Here is a 24,546-nt window from a genome sequence, read left to right on the forward strand (position 1 = left end):
GTCAAACGCGCCATCAGCAAATACAACGCCCGCGGCCCGAACATCGACCGCGCCACCTACCAAGCCACGATAGAGATCAACATCCTGGCCTTGACACCAACCACCCAGCCCTAACTGAACGGCGTTGCTTCTAGACCGGCGCGCTGCCGTTGGTCTGATCGGCCTCGGCCTGCGCCTGCTCGGTCATCTCCTTGGGCAGCTGCAGCGGCAGCGCCTCACGCACCGGGCGGGCCTCGTCGTCCCGGACGACCACGAGCCCGGAAAGCACCTCGCCGAGCCGGCCCTCGCGCGCCGGGTCGGCCGCGGCCGCCCCCTGGTAGAGCGCACGGACCATCCAGCGCGGCCCGTCCACGCCGACGAACCGCACGTCGGCCGGGCCCTCCGGGGTGTTCACCCGGGCGGTCAGCTCGATGCCGTACGGGCCCTCGACCTCGCGGGGGGCCACGCCGTCGGCCGTCATGGCCTCGGCGATCTCGGTGCGCACCTCGTCCCAGATCCCCTCGGAGCGCGGGGCCGCGAAGACCCCGAGCTGGAGCGCGCTCTCGCCGTCGACCAGCACGATCTGCTCGACCGCGCCCTCGGGGTTGGCCTGCACCCGCACCTCGACGCCGTCGACCGCCGGGATCCGCAGGCTGCCCAGATCGAGCAGCTGCACGTCGTCCGGGGCGTGGCTCGCGTCCCAGGGCCCGCGGTCGGGCCGCGGGGGCTCGTCGCCGGCGGCCAGGCTCTGCTTCAGCGCCTCGGAGGGCGGCGCGTCGGTCGCGCGCACGTGTTTGGGGCCACCGCGCTTACGGGAGAACATCTCTACTGACCTTCCATCTCATGCCTGCTGCGCGGGCAGCGCACTGTGCCCGCCCGTCGACCCGTGGCCACCGGCGCCGCGGGCAGTGTCGCCGAGCTCGTCGACCACCTGGAACGACGCCCGCTCGACCCGCTGGACGACCAGCTGGGCGATGCGGTCGCCGCGAGAGATCTTGACGGTGTTCACCGGGTCGTGGTTCACCAGGATCACCAGAATCTCGCCCCGATAACCCGCGTCGACCGTACCCGGCGCGTTGAGCACGGTCACGCCCAGGCGTGCGGCGAGACCGGAGCGTGGATGCACCAGTCCGACGTAGCCCTCGGGGATCGCCACCGCGATACCCGTACGCACCGCGACCCGGTGCCCCGGAGCCAGCTCGGCCTCCTCGGCGGCGACCAGGTCGGCGCCCGCGTCACCCGGATGGGCGTAGGCCGGCGCGGGCAGATCGGGGTCGAGCAGGCGGATCGGGATCACGACGTCGGCCAAGGCGAACATTCCTCACTGGAGCGACGGGTACGGCTGCGGGCGGCACCCACCCTGCCATCCTGCCGTGCCCGGTCGCGGAGGCGCGCCGTACCCTTCCAGGGTGACACCGGAGTCTCCCGCGCGCAGCACGGCAGCGCCCGCCTACACCGAGCGGCTGCACCTGACCTGGTGGATCTGGCCGGTCATGCTGCTGGTCGTGGCGATCCTGGCCGTCGAGCTGCTGCTCGGCTTCCCCGGCCTGCCCGGCTGGGTGCCGTTCGCCGTGCTCACGCCGCTCGCCGTCGCCGGCATGATCTGGACCAGCCGCATCCGGGTGGCCGTGGCCGACGGCGAGTTCCAGGTCGACGACGCCCGGCTGCCGGTCGAGTTCATCAAGGACGTCGTCGCGCTCGACACCGAGGGGAAGCGCGAGGCGCTGGGCGTGGGCGCTCACCCGCTGGCCTTCGTGGTCCAGCGCCCCTGGGTCGGCCCGGCCGTTCAGGTGCTGCTCGACGACCCCGCCGACCCGACGCCGTACTGGATCGTCAGCACCCGGCGCCCGGTGGAGCTGGCGACGGCCCTGCTGGCCGCCCGCTCCCGCCCGTAGGGTTCGCTCAGCCGTCGATCACGTTCCGGCGGCTCTTGCGCAGGTCCTTCATGACGTGCTCGCCGACGCTCTTGGTGGCCCGGCGGTTCAGGTAGCCGGCCACCGCCGCGCCCGTCAGCAGCGGGCCCAGCGTCGTGAGGTTGCGCCCGAACCGCTTCAGCAGCGTGCTCTGCAGCTCCTTGCGGGCGGCCGTGCCGAGCACCGTGGCCACCCCCACGCCGGGCACCAGCGGGTTGACCCCGCGCTGCTGCGACCAGGCCTGGACCAGTTGAGCGGCCCGCTGGCCGAGCCCGCCCCGGATCGGCTGCCCGTAGACCTCGTGCAGCTCGCCGATCAGCTTGAGCTCGATGGCCACCACCCCGACCGTCTCGGCCGCGAGCAGGATGGGGGCGGTGAGCAGGGTCGGCGGGGCGACCCACTCGATCGAGGCGACGCCACCCCCGGCCGCGCCGACGCCGGCCGTCGACCGCGCGGCGTTGCGGATCAGGCGGTCGGCCAGGTCGTCGTCGCTGAGGCCGGGAAAATGCCGCCGCAGCGTGGCCACGTCCCGGACCGGGACGTGGGGGGCGACGTCGGCGACGACGTCGCTCATCCACCGCATCGCGGCTCTGGGCTTGAACATCTGGCCCATCCCACGGCGGCGGATGTCGTTCACGAGCCGGCCGAGGAGCTGCCTGCGGCCGGCCGGTTCCAGGTCGTCGGCGGTGAGGGCGGCGACAGTCCGGCCGAGCTGGTCGTCGACCGCGGTGAGCTCCTGGCTGCTGTCTGTCGGCGCAGTCGTCTGCTCCAGGGCCCGCGAATCGTTCGTCTCGGCGGTGTTGTCCGGTCCGCTCATCGTCGTCCTCCCGTCGTCGGTCGCGGGCTCATGCCTTCATGGTGATGCCCGGTATCGACCCCGGGTCAAACCCGGCAACGGCCTCACGCCCGACCGCGAACCGCGGCCGGGTGGTGCGTACTGCCCGAGTGGCCGGTCAGGCACACTCGCGGCAGATCAACTCCCCGTTCCGCTCCGCAGCCAGCTGGCTGCGGTGGTGAACAAGGAAACAGCGAGCACAGCGGAACTCGTCGGACTGCATCGGCAGTACCTTGACGGTGAGTTCCTCGTCGGCCAGGTCGGCGCCGGGCAGCTCGAAGCTTTCCGCCACCTCGACCTCGTCGACGTCCACTGCACCCGACTGGGAGTCGGCTCGGCGGGCCTTGAGTTCCTCGAGGCTGTCCTCGCCGAGGTCGACCTCATCGCGACGCGGAGCGTCGTAGTCGGTGGCCATCGGTCTTCACTCTCCTGTATCGATGTGTCACTTGGCGTTAGTAACGCCGGCGACGTTGTTTCGGTTCCCGGTTCCGCCGGACGATTTCCGACACTGCCCCTGACACGTGAGACACCCCCGGTGAGCGGGGAACACTACCGCTGTCGCAGCGGTGATGTACGCGCACGGACGGCCCATTGTTCCCGATGTGACCGAGGCGACATCAAAGTAGGGGTAGCAGCGTCTGGATCACTGTCAACGCGCCGGAAGCAATCCCTGTTTCCGCGTGCCTGGCGCACAGACGTTAACCTCTCGAAAGGTCCTGCCCTTCCCCGGTGGGCGCGGGACCACGGCTGCCCTCACCTCAGAATCCCTGGAGCCAACCCCATGAGCTTTGCGCGCGTACGAGCGCTCGTCGTCGTCGGCGTGCTCGCCGTGGCCGCGGTGGTGTTCGTCATCGTCGCGCTGGTGCGGGACAGTCAGGGCGGCACCACCGTCGGCGAGGGCTGCCCCGCCGGTGCCCCGATGGCCGACGTGCAGCTGCCCGACGACCCGGCCGAGGTGACCGTCAAGGTCTTCAACGGCACCGACACCCCCGGCCTGGCCGAGAGCGTCACGAGCGAGTTCAAGAACCGGCGCTTCACCACCCAGAAGCCGGCCGAGAACAAGTCCAGGCTCAAGGGCGTCGCCGAGATCCGGTACGGCCCGGACACCGTCGGCAAGGCGCAGCTCCTGCGGGCGTACTTCCTGGCCCAGTCCAAGATGACCTACAGCGCCAAGCGCAAGGGCGGGGTCATCGAGATCGTCATCGGCAACCAGTTCCGCCAGCTCGCCACCACCACCGAGGTCAACCAGTCGCTGGTCGAGGTCGGCGAGCCCACGGTGCCGCCGGGCGCCTGCCTCAAGCCCGCCGACAAGGACAGCTGAGGTCTTCCGGGGCCGGGTCACGGCCCGCCCGCGGCGTCCAGAGCCGTCAGGGCGTCGTGCAACGGCCCGTGGATGACCGGCGGGGCGGCCACGACCATGTCGAGCCCCGGCGCAGCCCCGCCGAGGCCGGAGACCACGATCCCGGCCTCGGTGGCGACCAGACCGCCGGCGGCCCAGTCCCACGGGTTCAGGCCCTTCTCGTAGTAGCCGTCCAGCGTGCCCTCGGCGACCGCGCACAGGTCGAGCGCCGCCGCGCCGAAGCGCCGGATGTCGCGCACCTGAGTGATCAACCCAGCCAGCACCCCGCCCTGGTGAGCACGCCGCCGGGCGTCGTAGCCGAACCCGGTGCCGATCAGCGCCTGCCCCAGCCCGGCCGGCGCCGAGCCCCGCAGCCGCCGGTCCCCGCGCCAGGCGCCGCCGCCCCGGGTGGCCGTCCACTCGTCGCCGGTCGCCGCGTTCACCACCACGCCGGCGATCACCTCGCCGTCGAGCTCGGCGGCCAGCGAGACCGCGTACTGCGGCAGGCCGTAGAGGTAGTTCACGGTGCCGTCGATGGGGTCGAGGATCCAGCGCACCGCGCCCGCGGCCGGATCGGCTCCCGGGGACGTCCCGTACTCCTCGCCGAGCACCCCGTCGCCCGGCCGGGCCTCGCGCAACGCCTCGATCACCTGCCGCTCGACCGCCTTGTCGGCCGCCGTGACAACATCGGTGGCCGTGCTCTTGGTCTGGACATCGCCGATCGCCTCGGCCCGCATGCGGCGCGCGGTGGCCGCCGCGTCGCGCGCGACCCGGACCGCCAGCCCTAGCAAGGCGCCGGGTGTCGATGGGGTGGAAGCCGCCGAAAACTCACTCACGTGTACGCCCTTTCCGCCGTTAGCATTCTCTCGCCGGCCGTCATCGACGAGGTCGGCGGCCCCCGCGGCGTGCTGCGACGGGAGGATCTCGCCCGACGGCGCTACAATTCACCCCTGCCCACTGCTTCGCGGACACCACAAGCACCGATCGTCCGCGTTCCGGGGGTCCCCACACCAACACCGGCCAGCCTCCTCGCCGTGCGCTGCGCTGGGCTCATGGCCGTGCCAATCCTCGCCTCCGGAAGGTCTTTCGTGACAGAAGCCCACCAGAACGGTGCCGACGTTCGCTCTCTCACCGAGGCCCTGATCGCGCATGCACAGGGTGCGGGCGGGCAGCTCACGTCGGCCGAGGTCGCGCACACGCTCGAGTCCGCCGAGGTGAACCCGGCTCAGGCCAAGAAGATCCTGCGCGGGCTCGTCGACGCGGGCGTCACCGTGGTCGTCGACGGCTCGGCGAGCACCCGCCGCAAGGTCGCCGCCGCCCGGGCTGCGACCCCGGCCTCCAAGGCCACCACGGCCAAGGCCGCGCCCGCCCGCAAGGCGGCGCCGGCTCCCAAGCAGGCCGCCGCCGCGCCCGAGTCCGGCGACGAGGCGTCCGCCGCGACCGGCCCGGCGAAGAAGGCGGCCGTCCGCAAGGCCGCTCCCGCCAAGAAGGCCGCGGGTCCCGCCAAGGCCGGCAAGCCCGGCGAGGAGGCTCCCGCCGACGGCGAGGAGATCGATCCCGAGGAGCTCGCCGCCGAGATCGAGGATGTCGTCGTCGAGGAGCCGGCCGCCATGGTCGTGGCCGCCGCGACCGACGCCGCCAGCTCGGCCACCGACGGCGACTTCGAGTGGGACGACGAGGAGTCCGAGGCGCTCAAGCAGGCGCGTCGCGACGCCGAGCTCACCGCGTCGGCCGACTCCGTCCGCGCCTACCTCAAGCAGATCGGCAAGGTCCCGCTGCTCAACGCCGAGCAGGAGGTCGAGCTGGCCAAGCGGATCGAGGCCGGCCTGTACGCCGCCGAGCGCCTGCGCGCCTGCGACGAGGGCGAGGAGAAGCTCGAGCGCAACATGGAGCGCGACCTGCGCTGGATCGGCCGGGACGGCGAGCGGGCCAAGAACCACCTGCTCGAGGCCAACCTGCGTCTGGTCGTGTCGCTGGCCAAGCGCTACACGGGCCGCGGCATGGCCTTCCTCGACCTGATCCAGGAAGGCAACCTGGGCCTCATCCGCGCGGTCGAGAAATTCGACTACACCAAGGGCTACAAGTTCTCCACGTACGCCACCTGGTGGATCCGCCAGGCCATCACCCGCGCCATGGCCGACCAGGCCCGCACCATCCGCATCCCGGTGCACATGGTGGAGGTCATCAACAAGCTCGGCCGCATACAGCGTGAGCTGCTCCAGGACCTGGGCCGCGAGCCCACTCCCGAGGAGCTGGCCAAGGAAATGGACATCACGCCGGAAAAGGTGCTGGAGATCCAGCAGTACGCGCGTGAGCCCATCTCGCTGGACCAGACGATCGGCGACGAGGGTGACAGCCAGCTGGGTGACTTCATCGAGGACTCCGAGGCGGTCGTCGCGGTCGACGCGGTATCGTTCTCACTCCTGCAGGACCAGCTTCAGCAGGTGTTGCAGACGTTGTCCGAGCGTGAGGCGGGCGTGGTGCGGCTGCGGTTCGGCCTGACCGACGGTCAGCCGCGCACGCTGGACGAGATCGGTCAGGTGTACGGGGTGACCCGTGAGCGCATCCGCCAGATCGAGTCCAAGACGATGTCGAAATTGCGGCACCCGTCCCGTTCCCAGGTTCTGCGCGACTACCTGGACTAGGGGCGTTCGGTCAACAATACGTGTCCGAATGGTCACCACCCGTACATCATCGGGTGGTGATCAGACCGTTGTGCAGAAGTGATCGTTGACGTGGCACCCTTGGATCACGGCACACTTAGAGCCCAGCACGTGTGACCTCGGTCCCCCCGGGGCACAGTGGGAAGGCCGCAACGGTGCAGGGTGTTGCACGATGGTGAGCAGTAGCCGAGGAACGTGTTCATCGGTTCGAACAGAGGAGGAAGGCGATGACCCCGACTCTCACGCCGCCGGCGGGAAGTGTGGCCGGCACCGCAGCCGATGAACGGTGCGACCGCTGCAATGCAGCCGGAAAGCTCCGTTTGACCCTGGCTGGTGGAAGTGAGCTGGTTTTCTGTGGACACCACGCCAACCGGTACGCCGAGGACCTGGTGAAGATCGCAGTGCAGTTCACCGCCGACCCGGAGTTCACCTGGCGCGGCGCCGACATGATGCCCAGCTCCAACTAGTCCCTATTTCCCCCGACTCAGACTTGCCAAAGGGGCGCCCACGGTGTGGGGCGCCCCTTTTCCATGCCCGCCGCCGCATGCCGCCGCCCGCATGCCCGCCGCCGCCCCCGTGAGCGACGCCGCCGCATGCCCGCCCCCCGCCCCTGTGAGCGACGCCCTCGCATGCCCGCCGGCGCCCCTGTGAGCGACGCTGACGGCGCGGGACGTCACGGTGGGGGGTCGGTGTCCCAGAGTTGCTCCACGGTGGCGTGGAGGGCCTTGGCGACCTTCAGCGCCAGGTAGACCGAAGGCGCGTAGTCGCCCGTCTCCATCGCGATGATCGTCTGGCGGCTGACCTCCACGGCGCTTGACAGCCCCTGCTGGGTCAACCCGGCTTCCTTGCGGGCGGCCCGGATGCGGACTCCCGCTCCCCCTCCGGCCTCCGGGGCGCGCACCGGGCCCGCGGGTGGCGCCATCAGTCCTCGTCCACGGCGAGGGCCTCGGCGCGGCGCAGACGCCGGCTCTGGACGACCTGGACCACCAGGCCGATCACGCCGCCGAACACTCCCCCCACGGCCGCACCCTTCCACGTCGCCCCGCCCGGATCGAAGGCGTAGAGCGCACCGACCAGGAAGACCGCGTAGGGAATGCCGCCGACCACACCCCAGAACACGCGCTTGGCGTTCCACGAGCGGGGAAGCGTCTCGACCCGGCGGCGGCGCACGTAGAGCATGCAGACCCACATCGGGAGCATCATGGCCACCAGCACGACCGCGAGCGGCACCACGGACGGACGACCCAGGGGCCAGACCATGATCGCCGCCGCCCACGGGACCGCGATCCACTGCATCGAAGCGGCGGTGGCGATGCCCTCATACCACCGGTAGCGCTCGCGTTCGTCGCCATACCAGTCGTCGTCGACGTGAAGATTCCATCGAACGACCCGGTCGAGAAATGTCGTCGTCATGCGTCCATCATCGCGTTAAGTCCTCTTGACGTCAAGAGGACTTAACGTCAAGAACGCTTTACATGGTCTGGATGGTCGCGATCCGTTCCTCGAGCTGCTCGATCGTCGCCTGCGCGCTGGGCGGCCCGCCGCAGAGGCGGCGCAGCTCGGCGTGGATCTTGCCGTGCGGCAGGTTCGTCCGGTGGTGGTGCGCCGCGACCAACGTGTTCAGCTGCCGCCTGAGGCTGTTGCGACGCTCCCCCGCGGTCATCGGCGCCGGGGCCTCGCGCTGGGCCGGAGCGGCCGGCTCAGCCGCCTTCTGCCGCTTCTTGGCGGCCAGCTGGTCGGCCTGCCGCTTGTTCAGCAGCACGGACACCTGATCGGCCGTGAGCAGCCCCGGCAGCCCGAGATATTCCTCCTCCTCGGGCGTCCCGGTCAGCGCCCCCATGCCGAACGACGTGCCGTCATAGATGACCTGGTCGAGCTCCGCGGTCGCGGACAGGGCCTCGAACTGCTTCTCGAGCTCGCCCTCCGCGTTCTCCTCCCGCTGAGCCCGCTCCAGCAGGTCGTCGTCCAGGCCATCCTTCTGCTTGGGCAGGCCCAGCACGTGGTCGCGCTGCGCCTCCATCTCGCTGGCCAGCCCGAGCAGGTGCGGCACGCTGGGCAGGAAGACCGTCGCGGTCTCGCCCTTGCGCCGGGCCCGGACGAAGCGGCCGATGGCCTGCGCGAAATAGAGCGGGGTCGAGGCGCTGGTGGCATAGACACCGACGGCCAGCCGCGGGATGTCCACGCCCTCCGACACCATCCGCACGGCCACCATCCAGCGCTCCGCCGAGGCGGCGAAGGTCGCGATGCGCTTCGAGGCGCCCTCGTCGTCGGAGAGCACCACCGTGGCCGGCTGCCCGCTGATCTCGCCGATGAGCTTCGCGTACGCCCGAGCCGTCTGCTGGTCGCTGGCGATGATCAGCCCGCCGGCGTCGGTGATGCCGTGCTCGCGCAGCTTGGTGAGCCGGGCGTCGGCCGCCCGCAGCACCTGGGGCATCCAGTCGCCGCGGTGGTCGAGCGCCGTCCGCCAGGCCTGGGCGATCAGGTCCTTGGTCATCGGCTCGCCCAGCCGGGCGGCCAGCTCGTCACCGGCGTTCGTCCGCCAGCGCGTCTCCCCGGAGTACGCCATGAAGAGCACCGGCCGCACGACGCCGTCGCGCAGCGCCTCGGAGTATCCGTAGACCGAGTCGGCCCGCGACCGCTGCAACCCGTCGTCGCCGCGCTCGTAGTTGACGAAGGGGATCGGGTTCTCGTCGGAGCGGAACGGCGTGCCCGTGAGCATCAACCGGCGTACGGCGGGCTCGAAAGCGGCTTTGACGCCGTCACCCCAGCTGCGCGAGTCACCGGCGTGATGGATCTCGTCGAGGATCACCAGCGTCGGACGGGTCATCGTGCGCCGCCGGTGCACCGCGGGCGCCATGCCGACCTGGGCATAGGTGAGCACCGCGCCGTGGAAGTCGCGCGACGAGTGGATGTCGGAGTTGCGGAAGGAGTGGTCGAGCTGGATGCCGACCCGGCCCGCGGCCGCCGCCCACTGCACCTTGAGGTGCTCGGTGGGGCAGACCACGGTGACCGCCTCGACGCTGCCGTCGGCGAGCAGTTCGGCGGCGATCCGCAGGGCGAAGGTGGTCTTGCCGGCTCCGGGGGTCGCCACCGCCATGTAGTCGTCGCTACGACGGCGCAGATACCCCACCAGGGCCTTGCGCTGCCAGTCACGAAGAGGCGGGAAGGTGTCCAGATCCGGCAGTGGCGGGCTCAAGCTGCGACGATCCTTCCCTCAAGAAAAACACCTCCGGCAAGGGACCGAAGGCGGCGTCCAGCATAGCCGCGCGGGCGGCCGGACGCGGGTTACGGCGCAGCTACCGGAGCGGACCACCGGCGGTACAGCGCCACCAGCCGTACCCCGGTGATGAGCAGCGCCGATACGGCCATCGTGATCGGGTCGGCGAGGTCCGCGCCGCGCAAGATCGTGACAAGAATCGCGCCGCCGAGGGCCGCAACGGCATAGATGTCACGCTGGAGGACCACCGGAATCTCACCGGTGAGCAGATCGCGTGCGAGACCACCGCCGATCGCCGTGAGCATGCCGATCAGGCAGGCGCCGACCGCAGGCACACCGGCGTCGAGCGCCTTGACCGTGCCGGTGACAGTGAACAGGCCGAGACCGGCTGCGTCGAGCAGCAGTACCGGCCGGCGCCACCGGCTCAGCCGGGGATGCAACCAGAACACGGCGACCGAGGCGACGACCGCGGTGATCGCGTAGCGCCAGTCGGCGAAGGCCAGCGGCGGCACCGCTCCGATCACCAGATCGCGCAGGATGCCACCGCCGAGCGCCGCGACGAAACCGACGAAGGCCAGCCCGAAGAGGTCGAGCCGCTTCGCGATGCCCGCCGAGGCGCCCGAGGCCGCGAAGACCGCGACGCCGACCAGGTCAGCGACGAGGAGCCCGTCACCAGTACTCACCGGACACCCCAAGAAGAACGAGAGATCAGCGCTGCATCGCTTCGTAGATCTCCTTGCACTGCGGGCAGACCGGCGAGCCCGGCTTGGGCGACTTGGTCACCGGGAACTTCTCGCCGCACAGCGCGATCACGTACGTGCCCATGACCGCGCTCTCGGCGATCTTCTCTTTCCGCACGTAGTGGAACATCTCCGGCCCGGTATCGGCGTCCTTGGTCTCGGGACGCTCCAGAATCTCCGTGCTCACGACATCTGCCCTTCGGTTCACGTGGTCAGGATCGTCGAACCGCCGGTCCCCCCGGCCTGCGGCAGCTGACGAAAGCTCCAACCCGCAAGTCTGACACCTCGGAGCGGGCCGGTCCAACGACCAGCTCTGCCGTCTTTGGCCGGGCAACGATCAGGCACCGTACGGTAGCTGTCGTGACTGACTTCGCGATTCGATACGGCGAGCACGTGACCCGCGCCCGCCGGGACAACCAGCCGGTGGTCGCGCTCGAGAGCACGATCATCTCGCATGGCCTGCCGCACCCGGACAACCTGCGGGTGGCCCGGCAGATCGAGCAGACCGTCCGGGAGCAGGGCGCCGTGCCGGCCACGATCGGCATGATCGGCGGCGAGCTGATCGTCGGCCTCGACGACGCCCAGATCGAGCACCTGGCGCTGGCGCAGGGGGTGGCGAAGCTCTCGGTCCGCGATCTCGCCGTGGCCGCCGCCCGGCGGGCCGACGGCGCCACCACCGTCGCCGCGACGAGCGCGGTGGCGGCCTCGGCAGGCATCGGGGTGTTCGCCACCGGCGGTCTGGGCGGCGTGCACCGCGAGGCGAACGTCACCTTCGACGAGTCGGCCGACCTCACCACGCTCGCCCGCACGCCGATCGTGGTGGTCTGCGCCGGCGTGAAATCGATCCTCGACGTGGGCGCCACGCTGGAGCGGCTCGAGACCCTCGGCGTGTCCGTCGCCGGCTATCGCACCACCCGCTTCCCCGGCTTCTTCATCACCGACGGCGGCTTCGACGTCGACTGGCAGCTCGACTCCCCCGAGCAGGTGGCCGACGTGATCCGGGCCCGGTCCGACCACAACGTGGGCGCCGGCGCGCTGATCCTGGCCAACCCGATGCCCGCCGACGAGCAACTCGACCCGGCCCTGCACGACCACACCCTGGCCGAGGGGCTCTCGCTGCTCGCGCGGGGCGGCATCACCGGCAAGGCGGTCACCCCGTTCCTGCTGAGCCACTTCCACGACAGCACCCAGGGCAAGAGCCTCCAGGTCAACGTACGCATCATCCTGCGCAACGCCGAGCTCGCCGCCCGGATCGCCGTCGCGACCGCCACGGACGCGAACGCCCCGCTCGGCTTCAGCGTCCCGGCATGACGACCACCGGGCCGGGGACCACGGCGTGATCCTCGTCGTCGGCGACCTGGTCACCGACGTCCTGGTGGCGCACGGCGGGCCGATCGAGCTCGGCTCGGACACGGCGGCCGCGATCACCATGGGCGGCGGCGGCCAGGCGGCCAACACGGCAGCCTGGCTAGCCCACACCGGTCACCAGGTCACGCTCGTGGCCGCGGTCGGCGACGACCCGGCCGGCCGCGAGCGCGTGGCCGAGCTGACGGCGGCCGGTGTGCGCTGCGCGGTGCGCGTCCATGCGGGTGCGGCCACCGGCAGCGTCATCGTGCTGGCCGGCCCCGACGAACGCACGATGATCACCGACCGGGGCGCGGCGCTGCAGCTCGACCCGGCCGACGTACGCGCCGCGATCGCCACGACGCAGGCGGGCCACCTGCACCTCTCGGGCTACCCGTTGCTGCACGACGGTTCGAGGCCGGCCGGCCTCGCGGCGCTCACGGCCGCTGCCGAGCGGGGGTGGACGACCAGCGTCGACGCGGCCTCCGCGGCCCCCTTACGGTCGGTGGGAGCTGAGGCCTTCCTGAGCTGGGTACGCGGTTGCGACCTGCTCCTTTGCAACGCGGACGAGGCCGACGTACTAGCCGGCCCTGGGCTGCCCGCCGATCAGGCCCGGCGCCTGACCCGGCACGTCGGTAACGCGGTCGTCAAGCAGGGCGCCGCCGGCGCGACGTGGGTCGCCGGGGATGGCAGAGAGTTCTCGGTGGCGCCCGACCGCGTCGTCATGAAGGACCCGACCGGCGCGGGGGACGCGTTCGCAGCGGGGCTGCTGGCCGCTTGGTGCGCCGGCGAGGACGCGGGGCGGGCCTTGCGGGCAGGCGCCCGGCTCGGTGCCGAAGCCGTCGCCTCCATCGGCGCCCGGCCACACTGAGCAGCCCTGACGGCTGCTCACAGTGTGGCCAGGTAGCAGCTCGGCGCCCTCCGACCAGTTGTTATCGGTCGCGGTCGCGCGGGTCGGCGGGGACCCAGCTCTCGCCGGTCCCGGTGGGTTCCAGGTCGATGGTCAGATATTCGGTGGCCTCGGCCGAGTGCCGGGGCAGCGAGGTCTGCGGTTTGGGTTCGCGGGCCAGCGCGTCGGCGGCCCGTTCGGCCTTGCTCTTGGGCGGACGGTCGTTGGCGATCAGCACGGCCGCCCACGGCAGGAACACCATGCCGGCTGCGCACAAAATCAGCCAAACGCCCAGGAAAGGTGGTCGGACGCTGATCAGCACGGCACCCAGGATGAGACAGGCGGCGCGGATGCTCATCATCGTCACATAGCGGATCTGCCGGCTGCGGAACTGATCGTCCTGACTACGAGCGGCGTTGGTGATGAGAACCGCTCGGTCCGGCTGCTTCTTCACGATGGTGTCTCCGATCGACAGCCCATCGTTACACCGTTCCGGTCCATACGCCCACTGCCTGCCGGTCAAGGCACCGATCAGATCGATTTCCCCACCGGCGGCCCGCCACTCCCCCGGCCGCCGAGATCCGCGAGCAACGGACGGCGTACGGGTTGCTCTGATCATCAAGCCTTCGCGGCGGCCTTCATTTCCTTCTTGTACGCGCGCACCTTGCCCAGCGACTGCTCGTCGACGATGTCGGCCACCGACTTGTACGAACCCTGCTCGCCGTAGCCCCCGGCCGCCTCCCGCCAGCCGGCCGGCTGCACGCCGTACTGCTTACCGAGCAGCGCCACGAAGATCTGCGACTTCTGCTTGCCGAACCCGGGCAGCGACGCCACCCGCTTGATCAGCTCATCGCCGTCCTCCACACCGGCCCAGAGGTTGGCGGCATCACCGTCGTACCGGTCGACCAGCACCCGGCAGACCTCCTGGACCCGCGACGCCATCGCCTTGGGGAACCGGTGCAACGCCGGCGCCTCCGCAAAGATGGCGATGAGCGCCTCAAGGTCGAACGCGGCCAGCTCCGTCGCGGTCGGCGCGTGCCCGAGCCGCTGCGCCAGCACGAACGGTGAGCTGAACGCCTTCTCCAACGGAATCTGCTGGTCCAGCACCATTCCGAGCGTCAGCGCCAACGGATCGCGGCTGAGAAGGTCATTGGCTTCGGCGGCGATCGGCAGCGACATAGCCATCCTGGTCTGTCCTTCCTGGCGACGGTCATCGGACACGTCGGCTTCATCCCGTTGGCGATAGATGACATCCTCGTTCCGCAGCGGACCCAGGCCGCCGGGACGGAGACAGCTACAGCATGGCGCAGTCAGCTGTTCCAGCGGTCGGCGACCAGTGGATCTACCACTTCACCCATGTCAACAACCTCAAGGCCATCCGAGCGGCAGGCTTCCTGCGCTGCGACTCGGTGGCTCGAGAGGGGATGACGCGGACTGAGGTCGGAGATCCGGACATCAAGGAGTCGAGGCGGCGGCGCGTCATTCCCATCGAGCCCAGGGGTCGTGTCGGCGACTACGTCCCGTTCTACTTCGCGCCCCGGTCCCCGATGATGTATCGCATCGCGTGCGACCGCCGCGACAGCATCCCCGACCGCTAATCCGGCGGCGACAAACCACTCATCTACCTCGTTACGTCCGTTGGCGCAGTGATCGACGCCAGCTCGACCTGGGTCGCGACAGACGGCAACGCTGCGACGGCAACGACCGAGTTCACCGCGGACCTGCAAGACATGGCTCGGATGGTCGACTGGCCGCTCATGTCGGCTGAACGCTGGAACAGCACACCAGACGATCTGGACCGTCAGCGAAGGCGGCAGGCCGAGTTCCTCGTCTACGGCGAGTTGCCGTTGACCGTCATCCGGTGGGTGGCCGTGCAGAGCAACGAACTCGCGTCTCAAGTCGGTAAACTTCTCATGGATCATGCGCTGGGCCAGCGAATTATTGTCAGACCGGGCTGGTACTACGGCTATGAGCGGAGGTGAGGAACATGATCGAACCTGGCACTGGCAACCTTCTGACGTCCGACGTTGAGGCGCTCGTCAACACTGTCAACACCGTCGGGGTCATGGGCAAGGGGATCGCGCTGCAGTTCAAGCGAGCGTTCCCCGCAAACTTCCGCGCGTACCAGGCCGCCTGCAAACGCGGTGACGTGCGACTCGGCCACGTCTGGGCCTTCGACACCGGTGTTCTAGGGCCACGACGATTTGTGCTCAACTTCCCGACCAAGCAGCACTGGAGAAGCCCCTCGCGGCTGGAGGACGTGTCCGCCGGCTTGGAGTCACTTGTCAGGACAGTTGACGAGTTCGGCATCAAATCCATAGCCATACCGGCTCTGGGCTGCGGCAATGGTGGCCTCTCGTGGGATCAGGTCCGCCCGTTGATCGAACAGGCATGCGCTCATATGCCGGACGTACGGGCCGTTATTTTCGCGCCGACGGGTGCGCCGTCCCCGCAAGCGATGCCCAATGCGACGCCGCAGCCCCCGTTGACGCGGCCGCGGGCCCTGCTGGTTGCTGCCATCAGCCGATACCTCGAACGTGCGCGGCTCCAAGAAGTTCGTAATGGCATCAGCGAGCTTGAAGTTCAGAAGCTCGCCTATTTCCTGCAAACTCTCGGGGCATCGCTCAGGCTTGACTTCGTACGTGGGACTTACGGACCGTATGCTCCGGCGCTGGGACAGACGCTGGACGCGATGGAAGGGCACCACCTCACCGGCCTGGGCGACAGGTCAGCTCGGGTGACCGAGTTCGTACCGATCAATCCTCTTCCCGAGAGCGCTGAAGCCGCTGACAAGGTGCTAAGCCGCCACGGCGACGATCAGGAGCGGCTGCACGCACTTCTTCGCTTGGTCGAGGGCTTCGAAACTCCGTACAGCCTCGAGTTACTCGCAACAGTTCACTTCGCGTCGACGCACAGCCCTGAGACGGCCGATCCGCGAGTACTGGCGGAACGAGTCGCGTCGTGGAGTCTCCGTAAGGCTCGCATGTTCACGCCCAGGCACGTCGCTCTGGCGGCTCAACGACTGGCTGAGGTGCGACTTCTGCCGACGTCGATCACAGTCAGTTGACGTCTGGACGACTCGATTGTCCTAGCTCCGAACTAACTGCTGGTTCAGAACCATTCCGAGCGTCGGCGCCAGCGAATGGCGGCTGAGAACGTCATGGGCTTCGGCGGCGCGATCGGCAGCGATATCTTCCGCAATGGCCGTCTTTCCGCCCGATCTCCCGCTTTAAAAGGTCCTCCTGACGAACGGTTCGGAGGGCCGAGCTGCTGCTGAGTGAGCGGGCTGGCGCAGCGCATACGCCACGGTCAAAGTTGTACATCTTCTTGTACCATTGCGGTATGACCCGTCAGGACGTGCTCGGCGTAGCAGAAGCCCGGAAGCAGCTGCCCGATCTCCTCGCCAACTTCAGCCGGGGCTCAGCCGATTCCGTGTTCCTCGGCGCCCACCGCAAGGCGGTCGGTGTGCTCATGCCGGTGCAGGTGTACGACGAGCTCCGCGGGCGGCGGGAGCATGCGGTCGACGACGCGGTCGGTTCGCTGCGGGCCGAGGGGTTGGAGCCGTCGCCGGTGGCGGCCGAGTTGGCCGACCTGTTCGCTCAAGGTCGCATCACCGCGGGACAGATGGAAGCGATGTTGCTGGCCTACCACCGCGCCACGTGATCGACGAAGACCCGTACGTCGATGCCCGCGGCGTCCTGGTCAACAAGCTCGGTATCACCTCAGCGGCCGCGCTCAGCCAGGCTCAGGCCGACCTGAGCCTGGCCGCGATGCTGCGGCTGTCGGTCCATCCGCTGCCCGGCGCCTACGACCTCGACCATCTACGAGGATTCAACCGCCAGATCTTCGGCACCGTCTACGACTGGGCCGGTCGCCTGCGAACAGTCAACATCGCCCGCAATTCGCGCGACGTGTTCTGCCGATGGCCCTACATCGAGTCGAGCTCCGCCGAGGTGTTCGCCGGTCTCACCGATGAGGGCCTGCTCGCAGGCCTGACCAGGAACGCCTTCGTGGCCCGCCTCGCCCACCATTACGGCGAGGTCAACGCCATCCATCCCTTCCGCGAGGGCAACGGTCGGACGCAGCGGGCTTTCTTCGGCCAGTTGGCCCATGACGCGGGCTGGCGCATCGCCTGGAGTGACATGCGCCCCTCGGAGAACGACGACGCCTCGGCCGCCGCCCTGCAAGGCGACCCCTACCCGCTGACAGTCATGTTTGAAAGCATCGTCCGCCCCCTGTAGCCGGCAGCCAGTCCCCCACGTCAATCGGCATCCGCTGACTGCCCAGTCCCGACCCACACCTGCCACTAGCCGCGCGAAAACGCACACCTGCCGCCTTCGCGGGGAGAGCCATACTTGCCGCTACCTGCGCGAAAGCCGCACTTGCCACCATCCCCGCAAAAGTCGCGCGTACCGCCGCCCATACCCAAGCCGCAACCTGCCGCCGCCTCCGCTGGAGATGGGACCTGCTGTGTTGCTGGACTGGCCTGAACCACGGACCGGCCGCCTGCACAGCGCGTAGCTCATTTGCCGCGATTCGCCTCCACGCCCCGCGGCGCCTGGCGCTGACTCCGCATGGCTCGGCGGCTTGATCGATGGCCGCGGGTGAGGCGTGGTCAGCGTAAACCGCCCTCGTAGGCGGCTATGACCAGGTGGGAGCGGTCGCGTCCGTCGAACTTCGCCAGCAGTCGGTTGATGTGGGTCTTGACGGTGGAGATGCTGACGCTCAGGTCGGCGGCGATCTGGTCGTTCGAGCGACCGCGCGCCACCAGGATCAGCACCTCGCGTTCCCGGCCGGTGATGTGGGGCAGCGGCGTCACCTGACGCTCCGGCATCTCGACGTACGCGTCGATCAACTGGCCTTGAGCGGTCGGCGCCAGCAACCGGCCGCCGGCCGCGACCTGCCGAATTCCTTCGATCAACTCCGCGGGCAGCGCCTCCTTCATGAGGAATCCGTGCGCACCGGCCCGGAGCGCTCCGAGCACATATTCACGCAGGTCGAAAGTCGTCAGCACGAGCACCCGCGTCTCGACGCGAGGGACGCCCTGGCAGATCTCCCGCGTCGCCTCGATGCCGTCCATGTCGGGCATCCGGATGTCCATCAGCACCACATCCGGGCGTTCACGGCGAACCACCTCGACCGCCTCACGCCCGGTGCCGGCCTCCCCGACGCACACGAGGCCGGGCGTATGGTCGATCAACAGCCGGAAGCTGCCCCGCACCAGCACCTGATCGTCGGCCACCACGACGCGGATGTCGGTCACTGCGCATACCGCATGGTCGCCGCCACCGCCCACCCGCCGTCCGGCCGCGGACCGGCGTCGAGCTCACCACCGAACTGAGCCGCTCGTTCCCTCATGCCGATCAGTCCCTGCCCAGCCGCTGCTCGCGGAACAGTGGTCTCGTCCCGGCGGTGTGACACACCGTCGTCGACGACCTGCACTTCCACCAGGCCGATGCCTGTGACGATCTCGATCCGACAGTGCGCGGCGCTCGAATGCCGGACGACATTGGTCAAAGCCTCCTGGACGACGCGATAAACAGAGAGGGCCACGTCGTCCGGCAGCTCCTCCGCCGGAGCAGTCGTCTCCGACCGGGTGTCGAGCTCGACCGCCAGCCCCGTCGATCGTGCCGCCTCGACCAGTCCGGTGAGGTCGGCAAGCGTGGGCATCGGCCGCATCGCGGCTTCTGCCCGGATCACGCCGAGCGCCCGTCGGATCTCGCCGAGGGTCTCGCGGCTGGTGGTGGCGATGACCCGCAACGCCTTCCGCATTTCCTCGGGGTGCTCGTCACCCACGTGGTCGGCGACAGTCGCCTTGACGGCGATCATGCTCATGCTGTGCGCGACGATGTCGTGCAGTTCGCGGGCGATACGCAGCCGCTCCTGCTCCACCGCCAGGGTGGTGGCCTGCTCGGCCCGCGACGTCGCATGGGCGCGGCGCTCCCTGACCACCCGCCCGGTCGCCCAGCAGGCGCCGGCAACCCACGTCACCAGGGCTGTGCCCATCAGATCGTGCGAAGTCGCTCCGAAGACCGCCGCAACACCCACTGCGGCTGCGACGACGATCGACACTGAGCGGCGGCGTCCGATCTGGAGGCCCACCGTATAGAGAACGAGACCCAGGGGGAAGATCGGCGCCGGGCCGGCGTAATACGGGATCGCACCGGTGGCGACGGCACCCACGACGGCGATGAGGACCGCGACCGCGCCGGCGGTCGGCCACAGTCGACGGACGGCCACGGGCAGCCCGATGGCCAGACCGATGAGGAAGGACGCCCAGCCAGGCTCCGACCAGCCGGGTTGCGGACTGATCGGCGTCTCGGTCGCCGCATACCAGCAGATAAGCGCGGCGGCCGCGGCCAGCAGTCCGTCGACGGCGATCAGCTGGGTGGGGCTCAACCTCCGCAGGAGGAAGGAAGGCGTTGCGGCATTCACGACGGCGACGTTAGCGAGCCGGGATGATCCTTGGCGTCAACCCAGGGTTCGATATTCTGCTCGGCCCAGCCGGAACCCAGGTTTGACGACATCCGGTCCACCGCCCGCGAAGCTCGACGCCATGACGACACCGATGGTTTCGCTCCGGGATCTCCGGATGGATTACGGCGCCGGTCCGAGCCGGGTGACCGCGCTCGACGGGGTCTCGATCGACCTTCCCGCCGGCAGCTTCACCGCCGTGATGGGTCCGTCCGGTTCGGGCAAGTCCACCCTGCTGCATTGCGCGGCAGGCCTCGACCGCCCGACCGCCGGCCAGGTGACGATCGATGGCGTCCACCTCACGGATCTCGACGAGACCGGCCTGACGCTGCTTCGCCGGCAGCGGATCGGATTCGTCTTCCAGGCTTTCAATCTCATCTCGTCGCTGACCGCGGCGCAGAATGTCGCCCTGCCGCTCCGCCTGGCCCGGCAACAAATCACGCCTGGCGGGGTGGCCGCCGCGCTCGCCGCGGTCGGCCTGGCCGACCGCGCCCGGCATCGGCCCGTCGAGCTCTCCGGGGGCCAGCAGCAGCGCGTCGCGATCGCCCGCGCGATGGTCACCCGGCCCGCCGTGATCTTCGCCGACGAGCCGACCGGCGCGCTCGACAACCAGACGTCCCGCCAGGTCCTCGCGCTCCTCCGAGGCTTGGCCACCGAGCACGGCCAGACGATCGTCATGGTGACCCACGATCCGGTGGCCGCGGCTTGGGCCGACTCGGTGCTTCTGCTGACCGACGGACGCCTGGCCGATCGTCTCGACGGGGCCCGGGCCGAGATCATCGCCACCCGGATGGCCAAGGCGGAGGCGACATGCTGAGACGCGACCGCTTGGGCTCCTTGATCGCCGTGCTCGTCGGAGCGGCCGTGGTCACGCTGACTCTGACGCTGCTGGCTTCGGCTGTGCCACATCGTCCCGACCGCTTCGACGCGGTGTCCGTCGCCTTGCACAGCCCCGAGGTCACCACGCCGGCCGATCCGTTTCCCGAGTCCCGGCCCTGGTCAGCCGGCGAGGCGGCCGAGCTGGTGACCCGGCTCGCGGCGGTCCCCGGCGTGCAGGCGGCTGTCGCCGACCGCCGCTTCTACGCCCAGCCGGTGGTGGCCGGCCGCCCGGTGGCCGACATCCAGCAGGGGCACGGCTGGGCGAGCGCGGCACTGGCGCCCGACCGGCTGGTGTCCGGACGCCCGGCGACAGGCGCACGCGAGGTCGTGCTCGGCGTGGACCTCGATGTTCCGGTGGGCGGCACGGTGACCGTGATGACCGCCACCGGCCCTGCACCGTGGACAGTCACCGGGTTGATCGACGCCGCGAGGCTCTATGTCGCCGATTCTGAGGCCGCTCGTCTCGCTCCCGGGGTGCGCGTCATCGGGCTCACCGGTAATCCCCGACTCGACCGCGTGCGGGCCGCCGCGAGCGGTGCGACTGTCCTGATCGGTGACGGGATGGGACGCCTGGAGCCACGAGCCGACGCTCGAGACCGATGGATAGGCCGGCAGGTGCTGATCGCGATGACCGCCCTATCGGTGTTCTCATCCGCCTTCGTGATCGCCTCGACGTTCGCTCTCTCGGTCAATCAACGGCGACGCGAGATCGGTCTGCTTCGCGCGGTCGGCGCTACACCACGTCAGGTCCGGTTGACCGTGCTGCGTGAGGCAGCCACGGTCGGGCTGTGGGGTGGGACGAGTGGCGCTGTTCTCGGTCTGCTGTTCGCGCCGATGATCGGCGGCGTGCTGGTCGACGCGGGGTTCCAACCCGAGTCGTTCCGGGTGGGCGTCCGGTTCTGGCCTGTTCTGGCCGGTATCGCCATCGGCCCTCTGGTCGCCCTGGCCGGTGGATTGCTGGCCGCACGCCGAGCCGCACGAGTTCGCCCGCTTGAGGCGTTGCGCCGGGCGGAGGTCGAGACCCGGCCCATGACCCGCGGCCGGTGGGCCGTGGGACTTGCCTTTGCCGTCGGTGGTCTTGTCGCGGGAGCGGCTACGGTGATGACCGACGACCTTTCGGCACTCGGCGCCTACGCCTTGGCCGGAGCGATGGCGCTCATGATCTCGGCGACCGTGCTCGCGCCGGCTGTGGTGCCACTCGTGGTGCGGTTGATCCTGGGGTCGGCCGGCGGAGCACTGGGCACGGTGATCCGCGAGAGCGCCTTGGCCGGTTCACGACGAACTGCCTCCACTGCCGCACCGGTCCTGCTCACGGTGGCATTCTCGGTGTTCATCGCAGGCAACGTGCAGACCGCGGAGAAGGCGTATGCCGATCGCCGAGCGGCGGCCACCGGAACTCACCAGATCCTCCTGCCCGCGGGCACGCCCGGCCTGACAGATGCGGCCGCACCGACGGGCGACCTCAGCACCAGCGTCTACGTGAACGACACGGTGGTGACAGCCGCCGGGTCGCCGTCCGGGCCGGCTGGCGACAGCGTGATTCTCAGCGAGTCCCGTGCTCGCGCCCTCGGCGTGGCTCAGGGTGGCGCCGTTGCTGCGACGTTGGCCGACGGCGCACACGTCATGCTGCGAGTGTCGGCCGTGCGGCCAGAGCGCTCCGGCACGGACGGAGTGACGCTGTCCCGCGCGACTGTCCGCAGCCACGATCCGTCCGCTCTGGTGCCGATGCTGCCCCTGACTCCCGGCGCGTCCGAGAACCCTCCGCTCGGTGCTCGGGTGGCCGACATCGCGACCTACGCGCGGGAAGCCGACGCCGAAGAGGATCACCAGGTGTGGGTCTTCACGCTGCTGCTGATCGGCATCTCGGTGGGGTACGGCGCCCTCGCGGTCGCGAACACACTTGCCATGGCGACTGCCCGGCGGGCGAACGACTATCGGCTGCTCCGACTCGCCGGGGCGACCCGGCGGCAGGTGATACTGGCTGTAGCCGGCGAATCCGCCCTCGTGGTGGTGATCGGTTCTGTTCTCGGAGCGGCGGCCGCGGTCCTCGCGCTCTACGGTGCGGCGGCAGGGTTCCGAGCCCAGACCGGCACATCCGTCTCGCTCACCGTGCCGTGGCCCGTGCTGACGGCCGCAGTGGGCACCTGCTTCATTCTCGCTGTCACAGCCGCCACGCTTCCCGCTCGAGCCCATCTGGCCGGTGCCGGCGCGCTGCGGGAGCGCGCATGACCGTTGCCCGCATCGAGCACCCCCACCGACTTCGATCAGGCTCAGCACCACGCGCCGGGCCACAGCTCCGATTCGCGAGCTCCAGAAGCGTCCAGCCCGACATCCGCTGTCAACGCCATGCAGTCGACGCCGACCAGGGCCGCCCGCATCGCACTAAGTCGCGCCGAGCACCCGACCCGCTGGCAGGCTGCGCGAGCACGGGTGGCGGGCGGGGGCGCTGTGGAGACTAGGCAAGCTAAGGGCGGACGCGCGACGAAGGGTAGAAGTGGGCGACCTGGCCAGACGCGGGGCGGGGGGCGGTCGCAACGCGGCGAAGGACGGGGTGGGCTGGCTGCAGCCCGACCGAGCCGGAAACTTGGCTCGCCCCCGGCGTGGGGAACGGCAGGGCGTGGTCATGCCGCAGGTCACCTTGCGGTTTACCGGCTGGCCAGTGGGGCACTTTTGGTCCGATCTGTCGGAAGGAAAACGAGATGAGTGACTCGCAGGAAGACATCGCGCGGGAGATCGCGGGGGGCGACTACGGTCCCGGCGCTTTCGACGAGCCGAGCACCTATCGGCCCGAGAAGGGTGACGACGACGAGGGGCTGTCCAGCACGCTCGCCGCAGGCACCGACACCGACCAGTTGCAGGACGGCGGGCCGCACCCGGAGCAGGGCATCATGACCACGACCGGTGGCAACGCGGGGCCGAACAGTTTCCGCACGCGGCCGCGGTCGGGCCCGGGCGTTGCGAACACTACGACCGGCGACGCCACCACCGGCGCCATGGACACGCCGGTCGACAGCTACACGAGCGACGCCAGCAGCAACGCGATCGACTGACCTCGCTTGGGCGCGGTCGACATGGCAATTCATAGCGCTTCGGCGGCGGTCTGAGGACCGCCGCCGACTGCGTTACCGTCACCGGCATGACCAGAGATGGGCTGGCTGACTCCTCCTGGGTGGGTCGGTCGCCGCGGGTGGCAGCTTCGCGCGGCGGGAAAAACGTCGGCGATCCGCAGGCGTCCGGGCAAAGAGCGCCGGACCGATCAGCCGAACCACCCGCCGGTCGGCGTCGACTGGAAGCAGAGCGTGGAGCGCACGACGCGCCTGATCCGGAGCTTTCCGCACCAGAAACGCAGGATGCGCTCGGTGAACCGAGCGCTGGTCGATGGCTGGGCGGCGAAGCACTGGGCGAGCCGTTCGCGTCCGGGCGGGAGGCGGACGTCTTCGCGTTGAGTGATGGGACCGTCCTGCGGCGCTACCGGGACGGCGGTGATGCTCGGCAGGAGGTCGAGGTGATGACCTACGCAGCCAGCCTCGGTTATCCGGTGCCGCGGATCTACCGGGCGGACGGGCCTGATCTGGTGATGGAACGGCTGGTCGGTCAGACCATGGCCGCGGCGTATCTGGACGGGAAACTCGCGCCCGACGAGGCGGCTTCGATCATGGCGGATCTGTTGCGCCGGCTGCATGCGTTGCCGGGGCGCGGTGGGACCGGCTCGATCGTGCACCTCGACCTGCACCCGGACAACATCCTGCTGACCGACCGCGGGCCGATGGTGATCGACTGGCGCAATGCGGGCGACGGCGACCCCGACTTCGATACTGCGCTCACCGCGTTGATCCTGGCTCAGGTCGCGATCGGGTCGATCGCCCATGAGGTCGGCGCGGACGCCGGGATCCTTCTCGATCGCCTGCTCGAGCTGATGCCGGGAGATCCGATCGCCAGGCTGGACGAGGTCGTCGCCTTCCGGGCCGGCCAGTGGACCATGTCCCCTGAGGAACTTGCCGACCTTCCTGCGGCGGCCGCCCGGGTGCGAGGTCTCCCGCCCCCTTGACGGCGGCGTCAGGCCGCTGACGGACGCGGCTACGCCCGCCACTGAGCCGACAGCGTGACCCGACCAATCGGACAACATGACTGGGCCGGGCTGGGCTGGGCTGGGCTGGGCTGGGCTGGGCTGGGCTGGGCTGGGCTGGGCTGGGCTGGGCTGGGCTGGGCTGGGCTGGGCTGGGCTGGGCTGGGCTGGGCTGGGCTGGGCTGGGCTGGGCTGGGCTGGGCTGGGC

General features: G+C 69.8%; 27 protein-coding genes and 1 pseudogene. 14 read left to right on the forward strand and 14 right to left on the reverse strand.

The features are described from left to right. Nucleotides 1–130: 130 nt before the first annotated feature. Entirely contained in the window at nt 131–802 is a 672-nt protein-coding gene (locus HJC40_RS14340) for a DUF3710 domain-containing protein (RefSeq protein WP_250001580.1), read from the reverse strand. An 18-nt stretch (nt 803–820) separates the two neighbouring features. Then, nucleotides 821–1,288 carry a dUTP diphosphatase gene (gene dut / locus HJC40_RS14345; protein ID WP_250001581.1) on the reverse strand — a complete coding sequence of 156 codons (468 nt, stop codon included), beginning with the start codon at nt 1,286–1,288 and terminating at the stop codon, nt 821–823. A 100-nt stretch (nt 1,289–1,388) separates the two neighbouring features. Here dut and HJC40_RS14350 point away from each other — a divergent pair, with 100 nt between their 5' ends. Beyond that, nucleotides 1,389–1,874: a DUF3093 domain-containing protein gene (locus HJC40_RS14350; protein WP_250001582.1), complete on the forward strand. Its 486-nt coding sequence runs from the start codon at nt 1,389–1,391 to the stop codon at nt 1,872–1,874. Between the two features lie 7 nt (nt 1,875–1,881). On the opposite strand, the gene HJC40_RS14355 is transcribed toward HJC40_RS14350, so the two are convergent. Next, complete coding sequence (locus tag HJC40_RS14355; RefSeq protein ID WP_250001583.1) at nt 1,882–2,709, reverse strand: hypothetical protein; 828 nt, start codon at nt 2,707–2,709, stop codon at nt 1,882–1,884. A gap of 136 nt (nt 2,710–2,845) precedes the next feature. After that, nucleotides 2,846–3,142: a DUF4193 domain-containing protein gene (locus HJC40_RS14360; protein ID WP_127506680.1), complete on the reverse strand. Its 297-nt coding sequence runs from the start codon at nt 3,140–3,142 to the stop codon at nt 2,846–2,848. 366 nt (nt 3,143–3,508) lie between these two features. Between HJC40_RS14360 and HJC40_RS14365 the strand changes: the two genes are divergently transcribed. Continuing rightward, nucleotides 3,509–4,048, forward strand: a complete 540-nt coding sequence (locus HJC40_RS14365) for a LytR C-terminal domain-containing protein (protein ID WP_250001584.1) — start codon at nt 3,509–3,511, stop codon at nt 4,046–4,048. Between the two features lie 17 nt (nt 4,049–4,065). On the opposite strand, the gene HJC40_RS14370 is transcribed toward HJC40_RS14365, so the two are convergent. Then, nucleotides 4,066–4,902: an inositol monophosphatase family protein gene (locus HJC40_RS14370; RefSeq protein WP_250001585.1), complete on the reverse strand. Its 837-nt coding sequence runs from the start codon at nt 4,900–4,902 to the stop codon at nt 4,066–4,068. Nucleotides 4,903–5,154: 252 nt separating this feature from the next. Here HJC40_RS14370 and HJC40_RS14375 point away from each other — a divergent pair, with 252 nt between their 5' ends. Together HJC40_RS14375 and HJC40_RS14380 are read left to right on the forward strand one after the other, a co-directional pair. After that, on the forward strand, nt 5,155–6,711 hold the full coding sequence (locus HJC40_RS14375; RefSeq protein ID WP_308200898.1) for an RNA polymerase sigma factor: 1,557 nt from the start codon (nt 5,155–5,157) through the stop codon (nt 6,709–6,711). 245 nt (nt 6,712–6,956) lie between these two features. Continuing rightward, nucleotides 6,957–7,196: a hypothetical protein gene (locus tag HJC40_RS14380; protein WP_250001587.1), complete on the forward strand. Its 240-nt coding sequence runs from the start codon at nt 6,957–6,959 to the stop codon at nt 7,194–7,196. 206 nt (nt 7,197–7,402) lie between these two features. On the opposite strand, the gene HJC40_RS14385 is transcribed toward HJC40_RS14380, so the two are convergent. The 5 genes from HJC40_RS14385 to HJC40_RS14405 all read right to left on the reverse strand — a co-directional run bounded on the left by HJC40_RS14385 (nt 7,403) and on the right by HJC40_RS14405 (nt 10,873). Next, on the reverse strand, nt 7,403–7,651 hold the full coding sequence (locus tag HJC40_RS14385; protein WP_250001588.1) for a helix-turn-helix transcriptional regulator: 249 nt from the start codon (nt 7,649–7,651) through the stop codon (nt 7,403–7,405). Next, on the reverse strand, nt 7,651–8,142 hold the full coding sequence (locus HJC40_RS14390) for a hypothetical protein (RefSeq protein ID WP_250001589.1): 492 nt from the start codon (nt 8,140–8,142) through the stop codon (nt 7,651–7,653). Before HJC40_RS14390 ends, HJC40_RS14385 begins: the two co-directional genes overlap by 1 nt. A gap of 58 nt (nt 8,143–8,200) precedes the next feature. Then, nucleotides 8,201–9,925 carry a DEAD/DEAH box helicase gene (locus HJC40_RS14395; RefSeq protein ID WP_250001590.1) on the reverse strand — a complete coding sequence of 575 codons (1,725 nt, stop codon included), beginning with the start codon at nt 9,923–9,925 and terminating at the stop codon, nt 8,201–8,203. An 89-nt stretch (nt 9,926–10,014) separates the two neighbouring features. Then, on the reverse strand, nt 10,015–10,629 hold the full coding sequence (locus tag HJC40_RS14400) for a TRIC cation channel family protein (protein ID WP_250001591.1): 615 nt from the start codon (nt 10,627–10,629) through the stop codon (nt 10,015–10,017). Between the two features lie 25 nt (nt 10,630–10,654). Beyond that, nucleotides 10,655–10,873: a DUF3039 domain-containing protein gene (locus tag HJC40_RS14405; RefSeq protein ID WP_250001592.1), complete on the reverse strand. Its 219-nt coding sequence runs from the start codon at nt 10,871–10,873 to the stop codon at nt 10,655–10,657. Nucleotides 10,874–11,046: 173 nt separating this feature from the next. Between HJC40_RS14405 and HJC40_RS14410 the strand changes: the two genes are divergently transcribed. Then, complete coding sequence (locus tag HJC40_RS14410; RefSeq protein ID WP_250001593.1) at nt 11,047–11,997, forward strand: pseudouridine-5'-phosphate glycosidase; 951 nt, start codon at nt 11,047–11,049, stop codon at nt 11,995–11,997. Nucleotides 11,998–12,022: 25 nt separating this feature from the next. Next, the gene (locus HJC40_RS14415; protein ID WP_250001594.1) at nt 12,023–12,901 is read left to right on the forward strand and encodes a sugar kinase; all 879 of its coding nucleotides are present in this window, start codon (nt 12,023–12,025) and stop codon (nt 12,899–12,901) included. Nucleotides 12,902–12,962: 61 nt separating this feature from the next. Here the strand turns inward: HJC40_RS14415 and HJC40_RS14420 are convergent, their stop codons facing one another. Both HJC40_RS14420 and HJC40_RS14425 read right to left on the reverse strand, forming a co-directional pair. Beyond that, nucleotides 12,963–13,373, reverse strand: coding sequence for a DUF3099 domain-containing protein (locus HJC40_RS14420; RefSeq protein WP_250001604.1), 411 nt, complete (start codon nt 13,371–13,373; stop codon nt 12,963–12,965). 164 nt (nt 13,374–13,537) lie between these two features. Beyond that, nucleotides 13,538–14,104 carry an HhH-GPD-type base excision DNA repair protein gene (locus tag HJC40_RS14425; protein ID WP_250001595.1) on the reverse strand — a complete coding sequence of 189 codons (567 nt, stop codon included), beginning with the start codon at nt 14,102–14,104 and terminating at the stop codon, nt 13,538–13,540. 116 nt (nt 14,105–14,220) lie between these two features. Here HJC40_RS14425 and HJC40_RS14430 point away from each other — a divergent pair. The 4 genes and pseudogenes from HJC40_RS14430 to HJC40_RS14445 all read left to right on the forward strand — a co-directional run bounded on the left by HJC40_RS14430 (nt 14,221) and on the right by HJC40_RS14445 (nt 17,160). Continuing rightward, nucleotides 14,221–14,901 (forward strand): annotated as a pseudogene (locus tag HJC40_RS14430) (DUF4433 domain-containing protein). A 5-nt stretch (nt 14,902–14,906) separates the two neighbouring features. Beyond that, a complete protein-coding gene (locus tag HJC40_RS14435) occupies nt 14,907–15,986 on the forward strand; it encodes a macro domain-containing protein (RefSeq protein WP_250001596.1) in 1,080 nt (359 codons plus the stop codon). A gap of 275 nt (nt 15,987–16,261) precedes the next feature. Beyond that, nucleotides 16,262–16,582, forward strand: a complete 321-nt coding sequence (locus HJC40_RS14440; protein ID WP_250001597.1) for an antitoxin VbhA family protein — start codon at nt 16,262–16,264, stop codon at nt 16,580–16,582. Then, a complete protein-coding gene (locus tag HJC40_RS14445; RefSeq protein ID WP_250001598.1) occupies nt 16,579–17,160 on the forward strand; it encodes a Fic family protein in 582 nt (193 codons plus the stop codon). Before HJC40_RS14440 ends, HJC40_RS14445 begins: the two co-directional genes overlap by 4 nt. A 374-nt stretch (nt 17,161–17,534) precedes the next feature. Here the strand turns inward: HJC40_RS14445 and HJC40_RS14450 are convergent, their stop codons facing one another. Further along, nucleotides 17,535–18,164 carry a response regulator transcription factor gene (locus HJC40_RS14450; protein ID WP_250001599.1) on the reverse strand — a complete coding sequence of 210 codons (630 nt, stop codon included), beginning with the start codon at nt 18,162–18,164 and terminating at the stop codon, nt 17,535–17,537. Nucleotides 18,165–18,178: 14 nt separating this feature from the next. Beyond that, the gene (locus tag HJC40_RS14455) at nt 18,179–19,102 is read right to left on the reverse strand and encodes a sensor histidine kinase (protein ID WP_250001600.1); all 924 of its coding nucleotides are present in this window, start codon (nt 19,100–19,102) and stop codon (nt 18,179–18,181) included. Between the two features lie 79 nt (nt 19,103–19,181). On the opposite strand from HJC40_RS14455, the gene HJC40_RS14460 reads away from it, so the two are divergent. The 4 genes from HJC40_RS14460 (at nt 19,182) to HJC40_RS14475 (ending at nt 24,320) form a co-directional block, all read left to right on the forward strand. Continuing rightward, a complete protein-coding gene (locus HJC40_RS14460; protein WP_374271796.1) occupies nt 19,182–20,210 on the forward strand; it encodes an ABC transporter ATP-binding protein in 1,029 nt (342 codons plus the stop codon). Nucleotides 20,211–20,503: 293 nt separating this feature from the next. Beyond that, entirely contained in the window at nt 20,504–22,501 is a 1,998-nt protein-coding gene (locus HJC40_RS14465; protein ID WP_250001601.1) for an ABC transporter permease, read from the forward strand. A 470-nt stretch (nt 22,502–22,971) separates the two neighbouring features. Beyond that, nucleotides 22,972–23,322 carry a hypothetical protein gene (locus tag HJC40_RS14470; protein ID WP_250001602.1) on the forward strand — a complete coding sequence of 117 codons (351 nt, stop codon included), beginning with the start codon at nt 22,972–22,974 and terminating at the stop codon, nt 23,320–23,322. Between the two features lie 86 nt (nt 23,323–23,408). Beyond that, a complete protein-coding gene (locus tag HJC40_RS14475; protein ID WP_250001603.1) occupies nt 23,409–24,320 on the forward strand; it encodes a phosphotransferase in 912 nt (303 codons plus the stop codon). Nucleotides 24,321–24,546 lie beyond the last annotated feature (226 nt).

The organism is Actinoplanes sp. M2I2 (genome assembly GCF_023544445.1).
Taxonomy (GTDB): Bacteria; Actinomycetota; Actinomycetes; order Mycobacteriales; family Micromonosporaceae; genus Actinoplanes.

Bases quoted from the DNA above. Each gene is read 5' to 3' on its own strand.
- HJC40_RS14425 (WP_250001595.1), bottom strand. From the start codon at position 14,104: ATGGCTATGTCGCTGCCGATCGCCGCCGAAGCCAATGACCTTCTCAGC.
- HJC40_RS14385 (WP_250001588.1), bottom strand. From the start codon at position 7,651: ATGGCGCCACCCGCGGGCCCGGTGCGCGCCCCGGAGGCCGGAGGGGGA.
- HJC40_RS14365 (WP_250001584.1), top strand. From the start codon at position 3,509: ATGAGCTTTGCGCGCGTACGAGCGCTCGTCGTCGTCGGCGTGCTCGCC.
- HJC40_RS14360 (WP_127506680.1), bottom strand. From the start codon at position 3,142: ATGGCCACCGACTACGACGCTCCGCGTCGCGATGAGGTCGACCTCGGC.
- HJC40_RS14440 (WP_250001597.1), top strand. From the start codon at position 16,262: ATGACCCGTCAGGACGTGCTCGGCGTAGCAGAAGCCCGGAAGCAGCTG.
- HJC40_RS14470 (WP_250001602.1), top strand. From the start codon at position 22,972: ATGAGTGACTCGCAGGAAGACATCGCGCGGGAGATCGCGGGGGGCGAC.
- HJC40_RS14435 (WP_250001596.1), top strand. From the start codon at position 14,907: ATGATCGAACCTGGCACTGGCAACCTTCTGACGTCCGACGTTGAGGCG.
- HJC40_RS14355 (WP_250001583.1), bottom strand. From the start codon at position 2,709: ATGAGCGGACCGGACAACACCGCCGAGACGAACGATTCGCGGGCCCTG.
- HJC40_RS14460 (WP_374271796.1), top strand. From the start codon at position 19,182: ATGAGGAAGGACGCCCAGCCAGGCTCCGACCAGCCGGGTTGCGGACTG.
- HJC40_RS14475 (WP_250001603.1), top strand. From the start codon at position 23,409: ATGACCAGAGATGGGCTGGCTGACTCCTCCTGGGTGGGTCGGTCGCCG.
- HJC40_RS14380 (WP_250001587.1), top strand. From the start codon at position 6,957: ATGACCCCGACTCTCACGCCGCCGGCGGGAAGTGTGGCCGGCACCGCA.
- HJC40_RS14340 (WP_250001580.1), bottom strand. From the start codon at position 802: ATGTTCTCCCGTAAGCGCGGTGGCCCCAAACACGTGCGCGCGACCGAC.
- HJC40_RS14390 (WP_250001589.1), bottom strand. From the start codon at position 8,142: ATGACGACGACATTTCTCGACCGGGTCGTTCGATGGAATCTTCACGTC.